Source organism: Shewanella atlantica, assembly GCF_003966265.1.
GTDB lineage: Bacteria > Pseudomonadota > Gammaproteobacteria > Enterobacterales > Shewanellaceae > Shewanella > Shewanella atlantica.
This window is the reverse complement of record NZ_RXNV01000005.1, coordinates 298,186-314,876: the sequence shown is the minus strand read 5'-3', so window position 1 is coordinate 314,876 and position 16,691 is coordinate 298,186. Positions and strand designations below refer to the sequence as shown.

The window sequence follows — 16,691 nt, the reverse complement described above, 5'->3', positions numbered from 1 at the left end:
TGATACTCAGTGGCCCCCCATCGCCGCCGTCACTGTCCTGCAGGCCATCGCTGTTATCTATGTGAGTGATGACGTTACCACCGAGTAGGGCACCTTCATCGACACTGAAGCTGTCATCTTCAGCAAACGGCCCATCATTGACCGGACTGATATTGAAGAAGACACTTGCTGTATCCGTTCCTCCTAAGCCATCGTTAATAGTGTAGGTAAAACTGGTTGGGCTGGGTTCTTCACCATTATGATCATAGGTGAAACTACCGTTCTGATTGATGGTTAAGGTGCCATCGCCGATTGGAATAATTGCCGTGCCGCCAATGAAAGTAACGGCAATCCCGTTAATATGGGTGATGTTTAGCGTGCCGCCATCGATATCACTGTCGACACCGGAGCCGGTATTATCGGTAATGATGTTGCCGCTCGTGAAGCCGCCTTCGTTGAGGTTATAGCTGTTGCTTAGTGCGTCCGGTGCATCATTGACAGGCTCAACCACTATGGTCAAAGTTGCCGTTGCACCAGTATTGGTGGTGTAGGTAATTATGGGGACATTGCCGTTCCAGTTGGCATCGGGTGTGAAAACATAGCTACCGTCGCCGTTAAGCACTAAGGTACCGTTTTCTAAGTCGACACTGGTTCCGGCGCTGTAACTATTCCCTTCAACAGTAAAGCTGCTGACGGTTAACAGGTCGTCCTCATCGCTGTCATTATCCAGTACGTTTCCGAGCGCGACAGTGTCCTCATCTATGGTGTTACTGTCGTTAACGATGACTGTGGCTTCATCCTTACCGGTAATATTGATAATGACAGTCTGAGTATCGGTGGCGCCAAACTCATCGGTGACAGTGACTAAAAAGTTTTCCTGTACCACTTCACCTTCGGCCAGGATCTCTGCTGCTTGGTTATCTAAGGTATAAGTCCACTCCCCGGTTACCGGATCTATGCTAAAGCTGCCATAGAGTGAATCGGCATCACCGCTCCATGAGAGGACTGCGCCGGTATCTACATCACCTGCGGAGAGTGTTCCCGTGGCGACTTGGGTGTCAGGATCGAGCACAACACCTTCTGCGGGTTGTTCGTTGACGCTACCAGCTGCATCGGCAGCCGATGAGGTTATAATAGGTGAGTCATTGGTACCCTCGATGGTGATGGTCACTAGTTGAGTCGCGGATGCTCCAAATTCATCGGTTACGGTAACCAGAAACTCCTCCTGAGTTGCGCTGTTTTCGGCAAAGCTATCGACAAGCTGATTGTCTAGAGTGTATGTCCACTGCCCGGTTACGGCGTCGATAACGAAGCTACCAAATGTACCTGTTGCAGTGCCGCTCCAGCTCAGTATCGCACCGTTATCGATATCTGTTGCGGTGAGTGTGCCCGTGGTTTGTGGTATACCGGGCACTATGGTGCCGTCATCCTCATTGCCTGATTCGATAACTGTGCCCAGATCTGCTCCATCACCTATTTCTGTGGTAATGATAGGAGTGTCGTTGGTGCCGGTTATGGTGAGCGTAAGCGTTACCGGCACGCTATCACCGTCACTGTCTGTGAGTTGATAAATGAAGGTATCTGTAACCTGCTCACCTTGAGCGAGAGACTGAACCGCATCGAGCTGGATCGATAACAGATAGCTATAGCTACCGTCGGCAGATATTTGTAATGCTCCGAAGTTGCCGCTAATGCTGGTTGCCTGATCAACTGCTAAGCTGGCTCCATCTGAGTTGGTAATTAGTGAAACGGTAGATGAGTCGGCGCCTTGAGTGTCGTTAATTATGACACTGCCTGAAACTGAAACGTCATCTTCTCCTATGTTGCCAGAGTCATCTTGACCGCTAGGGGCATCATCGAGGAGGTTTGCGGTAATACTCGAGGTGGTATTGTTGCCCAGAATATCGGTAAGAGACACGTTAAAGGTATCGGCTTGAAGATCAGCAGCGCTATGATCGACCGCTGAGTTTAAGGTATAGCTATAACTTAGAATGCCGGTTGCAGCATCATATCCTGTTATATTCAATGTTCCGCTCGCAGAAGTTATTGAAATAAGGCCTGCAAAGATGCCACCTGAAAAGACCTCAATGCCATTAATCAGCAGGAGGGATATTCCATTGGGGGCGGCGAGCGTAATTGTGTTTGCTTGTGATAAAGCACTGTCTAATGGAGAAGAGCCTTGAGGGAGATTTGCTTCTGAAAGCGTGATAGAGCTGGACGTTAATGTGGGGAGAATGTTTTCTTCTGCAATGATAGGCTCATCCACGGCGGCGGCCGCTGCCAGCTCAAACCCACTGGTATCATATCCACTACCTGCTATCGTTTCATCTGCCGTTCTATCTAAGGTAATGAAGTCTGTACCTTCATTCCCACCGGCTCCGGCTGCGGTTCCAGCTGCGGTCTCAGGCAGTCCGGCTGTTGGATCTTCACCCGCTAAAATTTGAGCCTGCAGTGCGGCGATTTCCGCATCGGTAGAGACGGGCGCGGTAGCTAGCTCTTCTTCAGGAGTTGGAGATAGGCTTGGTTCTTCCGATATGATGCTTGTTTCATCAACGACCGAGCCGTCGGCCATCTCCAGAATAAATTGTGCATTTGATGAGAAAATTAATTGCTCACCGTTTTTAATAAGATCGCCTATCGTTACATCTCTGACATTTCCCTGTTCATCTTTGGCCTTTAATTGACCAACCAGGTTAGTGACAACGGCATCTTGTTTAGCTATTGAAACACCCATAATTACATCCCTGAGCAAGCTCATTTATAACTGACATTGAAGGTTTGAAGGTTCAGGAAATAAGACTTTTTCCCTGACTACTTCAAGTCTGATCCAGTTTTAATATGTGTCAAATTTCGGCTAATTTGGGGAAAATTAATGGTGGGGTAAAAGAACTGGAGGGATAGATTTAAAGTTTTATTTATTCAATCACTTAGAGGTGAGGTGTGTAGGTTTATATTGGGCCATAATAAGAAAACTACCATATAGGTAGTTTTCTTATTATAAATAGGTATAGATGTTAGCTAAACATAGCGGCATTTCTATAGCTGTTTACGGCTTTGTTGAGCTCACCCAGATGCTCCTGTGACTCAGCCAGAGCTAACCAACAAGCTTTGTCTGGCTGAAGATTACAGACTTTTTGCCAGTATGTAGTCGCGTGTCGATACTCTTTATTTTGTTGATGGAGCTTAGCAAGAAGGATCTGGAAATTGACCTCTTCAGCATATTGCTTCTCAAGCGAAAAAATGACCTTTCTCTCTTCAACATCGGCTGGTGAGGTTATTTCGGCAAGAGCAGTTAACAACTCCGCTGAGCAGGAATGCTTTAACTGTTTCATCAATATTTTTAATGCTTCAGGCTTACGTTGATAGAGATTGAGTCCGATACAGTAGATGGCCAGATAGCGTATCTCTTTTCTCTCGGCACGGCTGAGCCAATGCCAGGCTTTCTCTAAATCCTGCTCACTACTTTTCTGCGCGGAGGTGAGCAAAGAGGTATTGGTTAAAACTGAGAGTTCATTTAACTCTTCACCTGAAATCAGGTTTCGTTTTTTGATGATAGGGAGCAGTAGCTTCAGTGAGTGCCAGTCAGATTGAGCCTGGTATAACTCGAGTGCGAGCCTAAGCACCGGGAGTTTACTCTTGCTGGTCGGAGAAAGTTTATCCAGCTCTTTTCTGGCTTTTTCCAGCTCACCTTGTTGAAGTAAATAACGGGTACGTGTGGTACCGACAGCCTTAATCGCTAATCTTTCGTTTTCAGCCTGAAGCAGATATTCATCTCTGGATGCAGTATTGTTTTGATGTTGCGCCGCTCGTGCTGCCGCTAACAGGTTCAGAGCCGGGAGTTCCCCCTTTTCCGCGCCCTTAGCCATCGCTTTCTCAGCGGTTGGCCAGTCCTCCTCAGCGAGTGCTAACGCCCCGATCAGAGTATGTTTTCTTGCTGCTTTTTTACGCCATTTTTCTGGTAATAACCGGCTACTAAACAGCAAGTTCAGTAAGAAGATAATCACCCACTCCAGGATCTGCAGTAAGCCATAAAAAACAATCAGCGCAATAATAGCAAATACCACACCAGTTTCGACCTCATAATCCCACACGGTAAAGTAGAGGTAGCCGTTCATGCCTTCAAAAAATGGGCTTATACACAGGCCTAAAAGTATAATCCCGAGATAGATCATAATTCTAATCATAGGGAAGGTTCCTCTGTGACCATCAGGTTACCGTGTATCACCAGCTGTTGAAGCAGGGCTGTAGATTGAAAGTGGTTAATTGTCGGTGTTTGTATCTCAAGTGTTTTTAGTGCCTCAAGAGCCGATAGTGTTTCTTTTGTCTTGGTGTCGTTGAGATCAAAATATTGGTAGATCCACTTTCTTGCGAGTGTCAGAGATTTTCGATAGTTGACCTGATCTTGTCTATATAGGGCAAGTTGAGACTGCAGTAACTTATTACGGATATTTTCAACAAGATACCATTGCTGATCGGGAGCGAGTATCGGCGTGATATCTGTGGTTCTCTTTCGTACCACAACAAAGTCATCCATTATGGCTTTCCAGGACTTTGCCAGATTATCTTTCCAGTCATCTATGGAAGCCGACATCTCGGGATTTTCGAGACGATTAGCCGAATTAGCAACTTCAACTCTATTCAATGGAAGCTGATCTAATTGTTCAATCATACTGTCTAAGGTGAGAACCGTACCTGCGATATCGGTGCTCTTGATTGCTGATACCACCGAGATATCTTGAGCCAATGCTTTTCTCAGTGGTGTCAGAGAGGGATCTTTCATCGATTCGATTCGATCGTCGGCCGATTTAAGCAGACTCGCCGCCGTGCTCGGATCTTTTTCCAGCCAGAGTTTGCTTCCAGCCATTCTGACTAAATATTTTGCCTCTTCTGCCATCCAGTGGTTAGGATTGCGCTGGGCGAGTTTTGCTACGCGCTCATTCAGCTGAGTTTGGCTGTCACTTAACTCTTGCACCTGTTGATTTATGCTGCCGGAGAACTCTTGCTGTTGTCTTTGCAGTGACGATATCTGCCGTGATGGCTCACTCAATGCCAGTTTCAGCTCTGTGGCTAATGCCTGAGCCTTTTCCTGTTGTTTAATTAACTCCTGATAAAGATAGTAACCGCCACCCAGGGTGCCAAAAGCCACTACCAGTATAAAAAACAGGTTGAAGATAAATCCCCTGGAAACACCGTTTTTCTCAGTTTTAGGCTGGATATTAGCAGACTCTTCCTGAGGTTCGCTGACTGCTTGAGTCGTGTCATTAGTATCCGTTTCAGAGCTTACCTCTATGTTCGGTTCTATAACGTTCTCATCTAACTTTTTATTGTCCATTAAACAGTCCTTGAAGGCGATACAGCTACAATGATGACGATTATATACCCAAACCACCTCAAGATGCAGGGTTCAGCATGTCGAGAAGTGACAGAGTTCAAGGCATGAAATAGTAGGACTAGTTATTCTAATTCGATATTTCATAACGCTGAAAAATGTTGCTTCTCGCCTTGCCCTTCGGGAGTTCCCGTAGAATAACTGTACTGCGTTAGTGATATCAACAAGGGAATACCATTCTCTCAATCACTGTCTTGTTCAGCTATCCTACGGGAGCTCTGAAACGAGCATCTTGAGGTAGCTTGGGTATAAGGCTTTACAGTGCTAGATAGATAACTTTAAGGCAGAAAGTACGGCCTTACAGTTTGCAGCTTTGGCATTAGTAACGTGTTGTAATCCGTTGGCTAAGGCTTGTTCCTGAACTCGAGAGCTAGGGACTATAATATGACATGCACGCAGCCAAGCAAATAGCTCTTTTGGTACAAGTTTGATTAGATTATCAAGTATTTCGCCACTGGTGACGACAATCGTGTCTATTTCAGCGTTCTGCCAACCCCGAATAACACTGTTCTTGTCTAACTGGGGGCAACCCCTCTGATAGGCTTCCCAATAGTTGACGACAGCGCCTCTGGAGTTGAGTGCTTCTGCCAGCGCCTCTCTTCCTCCCACGCCTCGTACGATCACAATATTTTTGTTTGAAATATGATGAAGCTGTTCGAGAGTGAGTAACCCTTCGGTCTGTTGGCATTCCTGCGGCGCTTTTTGGGAGGAGATCCCAAGTGTAAGAAGAGCCTGATAGGTGGCTTCTCCAACGGCATAAAATTGTGCAGAGTCTGGGAATTGGTTATTTAATGCTTTAGATGCGAATTTTACCGCATTCGTGCTGATAAAAATTACAATATCAGCTTGGTTAAATTGTTCGATAGATGACTGGTGCAGCTGAATATCAGTTGCTTGAACATTGAGTAGCGGCGTGACGACATGAGAGACCCCTTTTTCATTCAGGGCCTCTATCATCGACTGATTACGCCCTTGTGGGCGCGTCAGTAGTACTTTCATTATCGACAGCGTTTACTTGATATAAACGGCATCGAGAATGGCTTTAGCACCTTTGCCGAGTAACTCTTCAGCCAGTGCGACGCCAATTGCTTGTGCATCAGTCTTAGGACCAACCTTTGTCGCTTCGATGATGTGACTACCATCGGGATTACCGACTAAACCACGTAGCGTCAATGTATCACCTTGGATCTCGGCATAGGCTCCGATAGGAACCTGACATCCACCTTCCAGGTGAGTGTTCATTGCGCGCTCGGCAATAACACGGTGACGTGTTTCTGTGTGCTCAAGTGGAGCAAGAAGTGCCTTCACTCGCTCGTCATTGACGCGACACTCAATACCTACAGCACCCTGGCCATTGGCCGGCAGGGATTCCTCTGCAGAGATAAAGCTGGTAATGCGCTCTTCAAGCTTCAGACGTTTAAGACCTGCTGCTGCAAGAATAATGGCGTCATAATTACCCGCATCCAGTTTTCCTAAACGGGTTCCTACGTTACCGCGAAGATCTCTGATCACAAGATCAGGGCGTGATGCTCTGATCTGACATTGACGTCGTAGGCTTGAAGTACCAACGACTGCACCTTGAGGTAGTTCACTGATATTTTGGTAGTTATTAGATACGAAAGCATCGCGTGGGTCTTCACGCTCACAAATGACCTCTAATCCTAAGCCTTCAGGGAAATCGACTGGGACATCTTTCATCGAGTGAACTGCAATATCGGCTCTGTCTTCAAGCATGGCAACTTCAAGCTCTTTAACAAATAGTCCTTTTCCACCTACTTTTGCCAGCGGTGTGTCAAGGATAATGTCGCCTTTAGTACTCATAGGTAGAAGTTCTACGGTCAAACCTTCGTGGAATTTTTCCAGTTCAGCTTTCACAAATTCTGCTTGCCAAAGTGCAAGTGGGCTTTTACGTGTTGCGATTCGAATGACGTTTTGAGACATGCTCGATATTCCATCAGAGGCCTTAGTTGCAGTAATGCTAACATTGCTCAGGAACAGATGTAATATATGGCTGTTGATTCTTTGAAGTTCACCCATATATTTCCAAGTCTAAAGTGTGATCTTGATCTCATTTATTTCCTAATGGGAATAAAGCTGCTAGCATGAAGATCAACTGTCTATTTCGTTCTGGAATAAAATCATTTGATCAATGAGCAGAGCCAATTTATCGAAAACGCTGAACGATTGAATCGGATCAGGCTGGCTCGTGCGCTCGCAATACTCTCCCCACTTAAAAGAGATCTCTTAAGACTTATTCCGCTTCTATTTCATTACCATAGAGCCGGCTACCCAGGTTACAACGGTTCGATGACGCCTTCCGGAGTGTTCAATTACCTACCTTCGGAGAGTGAACTTGCCGCTTGTGATACGCTCGACCTGGTTAAACCAACCCAGCACCGAGTTAAGCAGACAGCTATTGAAGGAGTCTACAGTATGGGGAGTATGGCCAGCTTTGGTCAGAACCCTAAGAGTGATATCGATGTATGGCTGGTGCACGACCGTTTACTGACTAAAGAGGAGTGCCGGTTACTCGAGGAGAAGTCATCTCTTTTAACCACCTGGTTTGCTCAATATGGCTTGGAAGTTAATATTTATCTGGTTCATCCGGAACAGTTCTCGAAAACATCAATATCTGAGGATGACTGCCTTCACCCTATAGGCCAGGAACACAGTGGTAGTGCACAGCATTGGTTATTGCTTGAGGAGTTTTATCGCAGTCAAATTTGTTTAGCGGGTAAAACTGTTGCTTGGTGGCCAAATGCTCATAGAGCCGATGACTTGTTATATTTAGGTGATGTGAGCCATATACCCGCGAGTGAATATTTTGGTGCATCTCTATGGCAACTCTACAAAGGCTTAGACAAGCCACATAAAGCCTTGCTCAAGGTACTGCTTCTTGAGGCATACGCGACAGAATACCCAAACACCTTACTGGTTAGCGAAAAGGTGTGGCAGCGAACCATAGATGGTGATTTCTCTGCCGCCAATGATGCCTATTATCTACTCTATGAATCGATCGAGGCACATCTTGAAAGACAGAAAGATTTGAGTCGTCTGGAGATTGTTCGTCGTTGCTTCTATCTCAAATGCGGTATTCGATTGAGTGAGTTTGAACAGGCTAAAGATTGGCGTTATCACAAGTTGAGAAGTTTAGTCGATAGCTGGAACTGGTCAGAGAGCCTAATCGATACACTGGATCACTGCGAAGATTGGCATTGCGGACAGCTGCAATGGTTTAATGAACAGCTAAATGAGCTCATGTTAGGCAGTTATCAGACACTCATTCAATTTGCCTCAGCCAATAAGTTAAACGGAAATCTCAGGTTGTCAGAGTTAGGGTTACTGACCCGGAAACTTCATACTTACTTCAGCGCCGATACTCAGCAGATCATCAGTTTAAATCGTCTCTGGAGTGACTCCATTGCCGAGCCGGATTTAACGATTATTTATAGTCACAATGATAATGACTACAGTCTGTATCGTTGTCCCCCTTATTCGAGAAATTTTATCGGCCAGAGAGCGGTTTACCGTTCGAGAAGTAAAGCTAAATTACTCGCGTGGGCGGCATTGAATGGTGTTTCAGATCAAGCTACTACCTGGTATGAGTTTGCCAATGGTAGCGGAAAATCAGAATATCTGACGACAGCGGCCAAGCGGTTAATCACTTTCTTCGATCTCAAAGAAAGACGCGTGTCTAAGATGGATCTGTGCCAGCCGTGGCGATATAAAAAACTGATACTGCTGCTCAACTTCAATAGCGACCCGACTGCTCAATGGCAAGGGCAGGAGATCATGGTCGATTATATGAATGCCAATATCTTTTCTCTGGGTCGACGTCAGCAAAACATGCTGGCATCTATCGATATCATCAGCTTGAACTCCTGGGGTGAATGGCATTGTCACCATTACGAGGGGGAATTGGGCATATTAAATGCGTTGGCGTTTGTCATACCGGGTATAAGGCAGGCTGCCGAAGATATTTCCATAGAAGTCATAAGCTGCTCGGCTAAACTTAAATCTCAGTTCGAGCGAACGGTGACAGGTCTGGTTCAACGGGCGGTGCGTTTAAGCTTACAAGTCTCAACGTCATCGACCCTGGTCTATCCGTTGAAAGTAGGAAAGGTACAGTATGGGATCTTCTTTAACAGTAAAGGGATGGTTTTTCAGGATCTTAAAGATGCCAAGGCTTTCTATCAACAGCTCACTATGAAGAAGGTGATTGAGTTGCCCAGGCCGGATCTTGGCAATGAACCTTTTACTAAAATACCCGATGTTATCCAGGACTTTGCCGCACATGGCGCAATTCAATATTTTCTCCGTCAAAGCGAACATGGCTTAGATGTGTTTGTACTTAATGAAAAAAATGAGTTGAATCACTATGTTCAGCAGGGCGCTAAAGTTGATGAACTGGTGAGCCAGGTCAGCCATCATCACGCATTTGAAGAGCCGGATACCTCTGCACAGCGATTTAACCTGCCACAGTTTTTCAGACTGATACGGATCGATGGACGACTAAGGGCGATCCCTTTCGGTGTGTCCGTGGATGAGGCAGAGATGGACTTCTAATACTAATCGGAATAAAAGAGGCTGGATAATTCAATCGCCTCTTTTATTTATGAACTTATCTGTTTGATGACAAGCTCAGAGCGAAAGCTGGATGTCACCTTGACGCTGAATAGATTCGATAACGAACGGCATAAACTCACCGCCATTTCTTTCATCGATCCACTGACCTTCCACAAATGAGAAGTGGTAGCCACCGAATTTGGTTGCAACCCAGATCTGATGCAAGGGTTCCTGTTTATTGATTACGATTTTTGAAGTATCCGGGAATTCTAGCTGCAGCACATTTCCAGAGGCATCAATGTCGATATCGGCATCTTGTTCATCGATAGCTTGCTCGATGGCGTTATCTATGGCTTGAAACATTTCATCGGCCAGTTGATGAAATTCAGAGTCTGTCATTGCCATTGGGTCTTAATCCTTGGTTGTGGTGATAATTTAGTTTGCCGCTTGATAGTACCAATCACAACCCATCACTCCAATCAAATTTTGTAAAAGCCTCACATCTTGACCTGGATTTGGAATGAAATAGCAGGAATAGCATGGATAAGTTCTTTATCTGCTTGACGTAGAAAGTCTAACTCTGCAACATCACTGAAGGTGTAAGAATTGCTCTTATACCGATTGCTATTAATTCCAATCGGTATAAACAACCAGGACTGATAGATGTTGAGAAAAATGAGAGTGTGTTCATTGATATTGCTTGGTAGCCTTTTTATCGTCGCGTGCGGTCAAAAGGGGCCCCTGTATAAATCGCCGGACAAACAAGATAATCAGGAACAAACACAAGAAAAGCCAAAGAAAGAAAGCAATAAGGAATAGACTCTTGGACCATTTTCTCTATAAGAATAATGAGCTACAGGCAGAAGATTGTCAGGTTGCCCAGCTAGCTCAAACCTACGGAACACCTTTATACATATATTCTCGTGCGACATTAGAGCGTCACTGGCATGCGTTTGACCGTGCGGTAGCGAATCATCCGCATCTCATCTGTTATGCGGTGAAAGCTAATTCAAATCTTGCGGTACTCAATGTGCTTGCACGTTTGGGCAGTGGCTTCGATATTGTCTCCGGCGGCGAACTTTCCCGGGTGATCGAGGCTGGAGGCTCACCCGATAAGGTGGTTTTCTCCGGTGTTGGTAAGACTGTCGCCGAGATGGAGATGGCATTAGAACTGGGGATCCACTGTTTCAATGTTGAGTCGGCTGCCGAACTCGAACAGCTCAACCTTGTTGCTTTGCGCCTGGGGAAAGTCGCACCTGTGTCTTTACGTGTGAACCCGGATGTCGATGCAGGTACTCATCCCTATATTTCTACCGGTCTTAAAGAGAATAAGTTTGGTATTGCGATGGATGAGGCCGAAGCCATCTTCGCCCGGGCTAACAGTTTACCTGGATTAGAAGTTAAAGGGGTGGATTGCCATATAGGCTCACAATTGACTGAGATACAGCCGTTCCTCGATGCTATGGATCGTATGCTTGCCTTAATCGATAGATTGGCCGAGCAGGGTATTAATATTGAGCATTTCGATGTCGGTGGTGGCTTAGGCGTGACCTATGATGATGAAACGCCTCCTCAGCCGGATGTCTACGCTGCCGCCTTGCTTGAGCGTTTGGGTGGGAGATCGCTAAAACTTATTTTTGAGCCTGGTCGTGCGATAGCGGCCAATGCCGGTATTTTTGTTACTCAGGTTCTTTACCTTAAAGGTAACAGTGATAAACACTTTGCCCTGGTCGATGGTGCGATGAACGATCTTATCCGTCCTTCACTTTACAGCGCCTGGCAAAACATTATTCCGGTGAAGCCCAGAGAAGGTGAAACGCGAAATTACGACATTGTGGGCCCGGTATGTGAAACGGGAGATTTCTTAGGTAAAGACAGAGAGTTAAACCTCGACGCCGGTGACCTCCTTGCGGTTCGATCATCGGGTGCTTATGGTTTTACCATGTCGTCGAATTACAATTCCCGCCCCAGAGCGGCCGAAATCATGGTCGATGGCAGTCAGGCACATCTTATTCGTGAGCGAGAAAAATTGGCACAGCTATGGCAAGGTGAACAACTACTGCCGTAAACTGTCTATATGCCCAAACGACCTAACAGTTTTGTTTCTGTTCTGCTTCAAGCTGTAGAACACAGATTTTAAAGGATATTTATCTTGATCCATTTTACTAAGATGCACGGCTTAGGTAATGATTTTATGGTGGTCGATGGAGTAACACAGAATGTGTTCTTTTCACCCGATCAGATCAAGCGCCTGGCCGATCGAAATTTTGGTATCGGTTTCGATCAGTTGCTACTGGTAGAGCCCCCTTATGATCCGGATCTGGATTTTCACTATCGGATATTTAATGCCGATGGTGGCGAGGTTGAACAGTGTGGCAACGGTGCCCGTTGTTTTGCCCGTTTTGTTCGCAATAAGGGACTGACCAATAAACAGAAGATTAGGGTCAGTACTTCAAATGGCAAGATCACACTGCGACTCGAAAGAGACGGTAATGTGACGGTTAATATGGGAATTCCGGTGCTTGAACCCGGGAAAATCCCATTCAATGCCAAAAAAGTAGAGAAGACATATCTGCTTCAGGCGACGACTCCCGATTCCAATATGCAAACCTTTTTATGTGGTGCCGTTTCCATGGGCAACCCTCACTGTGTATTGGATGTAGAAGACATCGAGGCTGCAGATGTTGATGGTATTGGTGCCCTGCTTACCCGCCATGAACGATTTCCTAAAGGGGTCAATGTGGGTTTTATGCAGGTCGTTAACTCGGGACACATCAAGCTGAGAGTTTATGAGCGGGGAGCCGCCGAAACCTTAGCCTGCGGGACCGGTGCCTGCGCCGCCGCAGTAGTTGGGCAACGACAGGGAAAATTAGACAATCGTGTACGCGTCGATCTTCCCGGCGGTACCCTGACGATTAACTGGGAGGGGGAAGGTAAGCCGTTATGGATGACCGGACCTGCCGAGCACGTATATGATGGACAGATACAACAATGAGTGATGCATCTAAAGTGAAAAAAGAAGCCCCCTTCGATGAAATACTAATACGTGAATATCTGTTGGATAATCCTGATTTTTTCAGTCGATATCCGGAACTACTATTAGCCATGCGGATCCCTCACGCAGAGCGTGGAGCCGTATCTTTGGTTGAACGTAAACAGGAGATGCTGCGAAGTAGGGTGCAGCAGCTTGAGGAGGAGATCACCTCTTTGATGGGGGTGGCGAGCCGTAATGAAGCGATCTATATGTTTAATACCTCACTGTCGCTTAAATTACTGCAATGTGAAGATCTCGGCGAGTTAAGGCAAGCCTTATCCGAAGGGTTAAAATCTCAGTTTCATTTCAGCCATGTCAGACTCATTACGGTACATGATATCGATAGTGAACTATCGCGGATCTGGAGTAAACGTCTGAGCCAGGGATATTATTTTGGCCGCCTGACCATCGAAGAGTCTAAACGCCTGTTCGGTAGCGATGTGGGATCTGTGGCCCTGTCCAGACTGTCTGAGCAATGTGGCCAGGTGATTTTTGCTATTGCAAGCCAGGATGCGATGCACTTTCATCTGGAGATGGATAATCTATTGCTGGATCAGCTTAAGCAGCTTTTAGATCACTTATTGCCAAAATTATAAACAGGCCCTAATGGACGTTGAATGGTTTCAGAAATTTGAAAGTTACCTCAGTGCTGAGCGTCAACTATCTAAACATACGGTACGTAATTATCTGTATGAGTTAGAGCGGGTTAGTAAGCGGCTGGATGAAACAACCTCATGGCTTGATGTTACTCGTGAGCAACTTCAAGGGGCATTGAGCCAAATTCACCGACAAGGGCTCAGCCCTCGTTCTATATCTCTCACACTGTCTGCGATAAAACAGTTCTGTGATTTCCTGCTCAGAGAAGGCGCTATCCAGGCTAATCCGGCTATGAGCCTGAGTGCCCCTAAGCAAAATAAACCCCTGCCCAAAAACATGGATCTCGATTCCGTCACTCATCTTCTGGAGATCGATGGCGATGACCCATTGAGTGTACGTGATAAAGCCATTATGGAGTTATTTTACTCTTCCGGATTACGTCTGGCGGAACTGGCAGCCTTGGATGTAAAGGATATCAGCTTCAGTGAGAAACAGGTGAAGGTGATGGGGAAGGGGAGCAAGGAGCGAATAGTGCCTATCGGTAATATGGCGATGAATGCCATCGAATGCTGGTTAACGTGTAAAAAGGGGATAGTCTGTGAAGATGATGCCCTGTTTATTACCGGTAAAGGTAAGCGGTTAGCACATCGAAGTATTCAGGCCAGACTTACTAAATGGGGGCAGGAGCAAGCCCTGAATATGCGCGTTCATCCCCATAAGCTCAGACACTCGTTTGCCACGCACATGCTCGAATCCAGCGCCGATCTCAGGGCTGTTCAGGAGTTGCTCGGACATGCCAATTTATCGACGACACAGATATACACCAGCTTAGACTTCCAGCATTTAGCGCAAGTTTATGATGGAGCGCATCCGAGGGCTAAGGCTAAAGTAAAGTCGACAGCGAAAACAGGAAAAGAGTGATGGCTCAAAGCTATATACGGACACGAAATTTTAATGCGATCAGCTTCGATCTCGATGACACCTTATACGATAACCGCCCCGTCCTAAAAAGGGCTGAAGCATCATTGATGGCGTTTCTCTATCGGGAGTACGGTAAGTCCTGTCGATGGGAAAGGGCCGATTGGATAGCATTAAAAACCTCCTTGCTTCACAAGTATCCAGAACTCGTTCACGACACTACGGCCGCAAGGTTTGTGATGTTGGAACAGGGGTTACTCACCTTAGGTTACTCCAGAGAGGATGCTGAGACAGGTGCGCAAGAGGGGCTCGAACACTTTTTAAGGGAACGTTCTAACTTTACCGTATCAAAACCCGTGATCAGCTTGCTTGAGAAGTTGGGTCAGAGATATCCCCTGATAGGATTGACCAATGGAAATGTCGATGCTGACAAAATCGGTTTAGATTCCGTTTTTCAGTTTGTACTCCACCCCGGAGATGGGACGAGAAAGAAACCTTACCCGGATATGTTCTACACCGCATGTCGAAGGCTGAATATTGCTCATCAGACCTTATTGCATGTGGGTGATAGTTATCTTAACGATGTTCAGGGGGCAAGAATGGCCGGGTGTCAATCCGTATGGCTTAACCCTGCATATGACAGAACTCGGGTCGACAAAGGCGCGGGCATGTTACCCCACATAGAGATCGATGATATCTCTGAATTATCAACACTTCTTTCCTAAGTTTTCAATCGTTTGATATGCATCAAGTGACATTCATCTGATGCAGTGTATCTTGCTTCATACCTTCAGAGTGAGTTAATCAAGGATAGGATTGTTGTCATGATGCGTTTAGCTGTTTTAGTGTTTGTCATCCTCTTTTCGTCGCTGCCGGTACAGGCCCATGAGCTTCACTCCTCGGGTGGTTTTATCACGGGATTTAACCATCCCGTGTTGGGTTTCGATCACCTGTTAGCCATGTTGTGCGTGGGGATCTTAAGCACCCAACTCGGTGGTCGCGCTATCTGGACAGTACCCGCCGCATTCGTCATATTTATGTTGGTTGGCGGAGTTATTGGCTTGCTCTCGATTCCGGTTCCCTTCGTTGAGATGGGGATAGCGCTCTCGGTTCTGTTGTTAGGAATAGCCTTAGCAATCGACAACAATCTGCCTCAACTATTGGTGATGGCATTCGTTGGTGTTTTCGCCATATTTCATGGCCATGCCCACGGCGTCGAGATGCCGCAACTGGCTAATCCGGTACTCTACGCTTTGGGTTTTATCAGTGGTACAGCGACGATACATATTGTCGGGGTTTTGCTGGGCATGGGGATGCAGCGTGTGAGCAAGCAGTATAACCTGATGCGGATGTCGGGAGGCGTGATCGCGCTTATTGGCGGTTATCTGCTGATAGGGAGTTAGTCTTAGCCGGAAAGAGAAAAAGCCGGCAATAGCCGGCTTTTTTGTACTTAGTTGTCGCTTTTTGTTTAGAGGGCTAATGCCTTAGGGAATAAAATATTATTCTCGAGGTGGATATGCTGCATCAAATCGGCCTCGAACTCGGCCAGCGTCGCGTAACAAACCCGCCATGTGGTGCATGCATGTTCCGGAGGCTGGAAATGATTGGTAAGCTCATGAAGCTTCTCGAGTATATGACTCGCATCGTCATGTTCATGCTGCATCGCGTTGATCGGATTGCCGATATGGCCGAAACATCCCTCGACGGTTTCGCCACCTGCCATGGCTCGGATAGCCGGAAACAGGATCCGTTCCTCCTTCATAAGATGTGGAGTTAGGTCGTCGACTAATGCGCGCACCCAGCCTGCAAAAGGTTTAATTTCTGCATGACGTTCACCATGTGCCCGTACCATCTTCTGGCTGTATTCCATTAACAGAGGTGCCTTCTCTCTGACATAGGCGTGATGATTGGTTTCTATGTAGTCAATGAGTTCACCGAGTGGCAATTGATTAAGCGCATCATCTTTTTGGCCTTCAGAGTTAATCTTACTGAGTGCCGTTTCGACTTCAGATAGTGCGATACCGGCCTTGTCGCAGGCAGCGGCTAATGTTCGCCCCCCACCACAGCAAAAATCGATACCAAATTGACTAAATACATGGGCATAGCGAAAGTCATCGGCCACAAGTTGACCGACACGATGTTCAGATAAGGAGATCTCAGTTTGGTCTGTAACGCTCATAAACACCTCAAAGCTGCAAATTATTTATA

Annotated in this window: 15 protein-coding genes; 8 read left to right on the top strand and 7 right to left on the bottom strand. The window is 46.3% G+C overall.

Translation table 11 applies throughout. The features are described 5' to 3' along the window. The 5 genes from EKG39_RS13895 to hemC form a co-directional block, all read right to left on the bottom strand. Positions 1 to 2,713 (bottom strand): retention module-containing protein (locus EKG39_RS13895; RefSeq protein ID WP_185817600.1); only part of this gene is annotated, 2,713 nt, incomplete at its 3' end. A gap of 280 nt (positions 2,714 to 2,993) precedes the next feature. After that, positions 2,994 to 4,163 (bottom strand): heme biosynthesis HemY N-terminal domain-containing protein, encoded by a 1,170-nt coding sequence (locus EKG39_RS13890; protein WP_126506339.1) that lies wholly within the window; start codon positions 4,161 to 4,163, stop codon positions 2,994 to 2,996. Further along, positions 4,160 to 5,311 (bottom strand): uroporphyrinogen-III C-methyltransferase, encoded by a 1,152-nt coding sequence (locus EKG39_RS13885; RefSeq protein ID WP_126506338.1) that lies wholly within the window; start codon positions 5,309 to 5,311, stop codon positions 4,160 to 4,162. The genes EKG39_RS13890 and EKG39_RS13885 overlap by 4 nt, the downstream gene beginning before the upstream one ends. Positions 5,312 to 5,632: 321 nt before the next feature. After that, positions 5,633 to 6,367: a uroporphyrinogen-III synthase gene (locus EKG39_RS13880; RefSeq protein WP_126506337.1), complete on the bottom strand. Its 735-nt coding sequence runs from the start codon at positions 6,365 to 6,367 to the stop codon at positions 5,633 to 5,635. Between the two features lie 12 nt (positions 6,368 to 6,379). Further along, complete coding sequence (gene hemC / locus EKG39_RS13875) at positions 6,380 to 7,309, bottom strand: hydroxymethylbilane synthase (protein WP_126506356.1); 930 nt, start codon at positions 7,307 to 7,309, stop codon at positions 6,380 to 6,382. Between the two features lie 201 nt (positions 7,310 to 7,510). On the opposite strand from hemC, the gene EKG39_RS13870 reads away from it, so the two are divergent. Further along, positions 7,511 to 9,934, top strand: coding sequence for a class I adenylate cyclase (locus EKG39_RS13870; protein WP_425470174.1), 2,424 nt, complete (start codon positions 7,511 to 7,513; stop codon positions 9,932 to 9,934). 75 nt (positions 9,935 to 10,009) lie between these two features. Here EKG39_RS13870 and cyaY read toward each other — a convergent pair whose 3' ends face one another. Continuing rightward, on the bottom strand, positions 10,010 to 10,339 hold the full coding sequence (gene cyaY / locus EKG39_RS13865) for an iron donor protein CyaY (protein WP_126506336.1): 330 nt from the start codon (positions 10,337 to 10,339) through the stop codon (positions 10,010 to 10,012). A gap of 270 nt (positions 10,340 to 10,609) precedes the next feature. On the opposite strand from cyaY, the gene lptM reads away from it, so the two are divergent. The 7 genes from lptM to EKG39_RS13835 all read left to right on the top strand — a co-directional run bounded on the left by lptM (position 10,610) and on the right by EKG39_RS13835 (position 15,886). Then, positions 10,610 to 10,753, top strand: coding sequence for an LPS translocon maturation chaperone LptM (lptM, locus tag EKG39_RS23885; RefSeq protein ID WP_425470176.1), 144 nt, complete (start codon positions 10,610 to 10,612; stop codon positions 10,751 to 10,753). Positions 10,754 to 10,757: 4 nt separating this feature from the next. Then, entirely contained in the window at positions 10,758 to 12,002 is a 1,245-nt protein-coding gene (gene lysA, locus EKG39_RS13860) for a diaminopimelate decarboxylase (RefSeq protein WP_126506335.1), read from the top strand. A gap of 84 nt (positions 12,003 to 12,086) precedes the next feature. Then, positions 12,087 to 12,929, top strand: coding sequence for a diaminopimelate epimerase (gene dapF, locus EKG39_RS13855; RefSeq protein WP_126506334.1), 843 nt, complete (start codon positions 12,087 to 12,089; stop codon positions 12,927 to 12,929). Next, a complete protein-coding gene (locus EKG39_RS13850; RefSeq protein ID WP_126506333.1) occupies positions 12,926 to 13,564 on the top strand; it encodes a DUF484 family protein in 639 nt (212 codons plus the stop codon). Before dapF ends, EKG39_RS13850 begins: the two co-directional genes overlap by 4 nt. A 10-nt stretch (positions 13,565 to 13,574) precedes the next feature. Further along, positions 13,575 to 14,486, top strand: a complete 912-nt coding sequence (xerC, locus tag EKG39_RS13845; protein ID WP_126506332.1) for a tyrosine recombinase XerC — start codon at positions 13,575 to 13,577, stop codon at positions 14,484 to 14,486. Then, positions 14,486 to 15,208, top strand: a complete 723-nt coding sequence (locus EKG39_RS13840; RefSeq protein ID WP_126506331.1) for an HAD-IA family hydrolase — start codon at positions 14,486 to 14,488, stop codon at positions 15,206 to 15,208. Before xerC ends, EKG39_RS13840 begins: the two co-directional genes overlap by 1 nt. A gap of 99 nt (positions 15,209 to 15,307) precedes the next feature. Next, positions 15,308 to 15,886: a HupE/UreJ family protein gene (locus EKG39_RS13835; protein WP_126506330.1), complete on the top strand. Its 579-nt coding sequence runs from the start codon at positions 15,308 to 15,310 to the stop codon at positions 15,884 to 15,886. A gap of 65 nt (positions 15,887 to 15,951) precedes the next feature. On the opposite strand, the gene ric is transcribed toward EKG39_RS13835, so the two are convergent. After that, entirely contained in the window at positions 15,952 to 16,662 is a 711-nt protein-coding gene (ric, locus tag EKG39_RS13830; RefSeq protein ID WP_126506329.1) for an iron-sulfur cluster repair di-iron protein, read from the bottom strand. Positions 16,663 to 16,691 lie beyond the last annotated feature (29 nt).

What these genes read in the sequence shown, in the direction of transcription:
- EKG39_RS13890 (WP_126506339.1), bottom strand. Translation starts at nt 4,163, where the DNA reads ATGATTAGAATTATGATCTATCTCGGGATTATACTTTTAGGCCTGTGT.
- EKG39_RS13885 (WP_126506338.1), bottom strand. Translation starts at nt 5,311, where the DNA reads ATGGACAATAAAAAGTTAGATGAGAACGTTATAGAACCGAACATAGAG.
- EKG39_RS13880 (WP_126506337.1), bottom strand. Translation starts at nt 6,367, where the DNA reads ATGAAAGTACTACTGACGCGCCCACAAGGGCGTAATCAGTCGATGATA.
- hemC (WP_126506356.1), bottom strand. Translation starts at nt 7,309, where the DNA reads ATGTCTCAAAACGTCATTCGAATCGCAACACGTAAAAGCCCACTTGCA.
- cyaY (WP_126506336.1), bottom strand. Translation starts at nt 10,339, where the DNA reads ATGGCAATGACAGACTCTGAATTTCATCAACTGGCCGATGAAATGTTT.
- lptM (WP_425470176.1), top strand. Translation starts at nt 10,610, where the DNA reads ATGAGAGTGTGTTCATTGATATTGCTTGGTAGCCTTTTTATCGTCGCG.
- EKG39_RS13850 (WP_126506333.1), top strand. Translation starts at nt 12,926, where the DNA reads ATGAGTGATGCATCTAAAGTGAAAAAAGAAGCCCCCTTCGATGAAATA.
- xerC (WP_126506332.1), top strand. Translation starts at nt 13,575, where the DNA reads ATGGACGTTGAATGGTTTCAGAAATTTGAAAGTTACCTCAGTGCTGAG.
- EKG39_RS13840 (WP_126506331.1), top strand. Translation starts at nt 14,486, where the DNA reads ATGGCTCAAAGCTATATACGGACACGAAATTTTAATGCGATCAGCTTC.
- EKG39_RS13835 (WP_126506330.1), top strand. Translation starts at nt 15,308, where the DNA reads ATGATGCGTTTAGCTGTTTTAGTGTTTGTCATCCTCTTTTCGTCGCTG.
- ric (WP_126506329.1), bottom strand. Translation starts at nt 16,662, where the DNA reads ATGAGCGTTACAGACCAAACTGAGATCTCCTTATCTGAACATCGTGTC.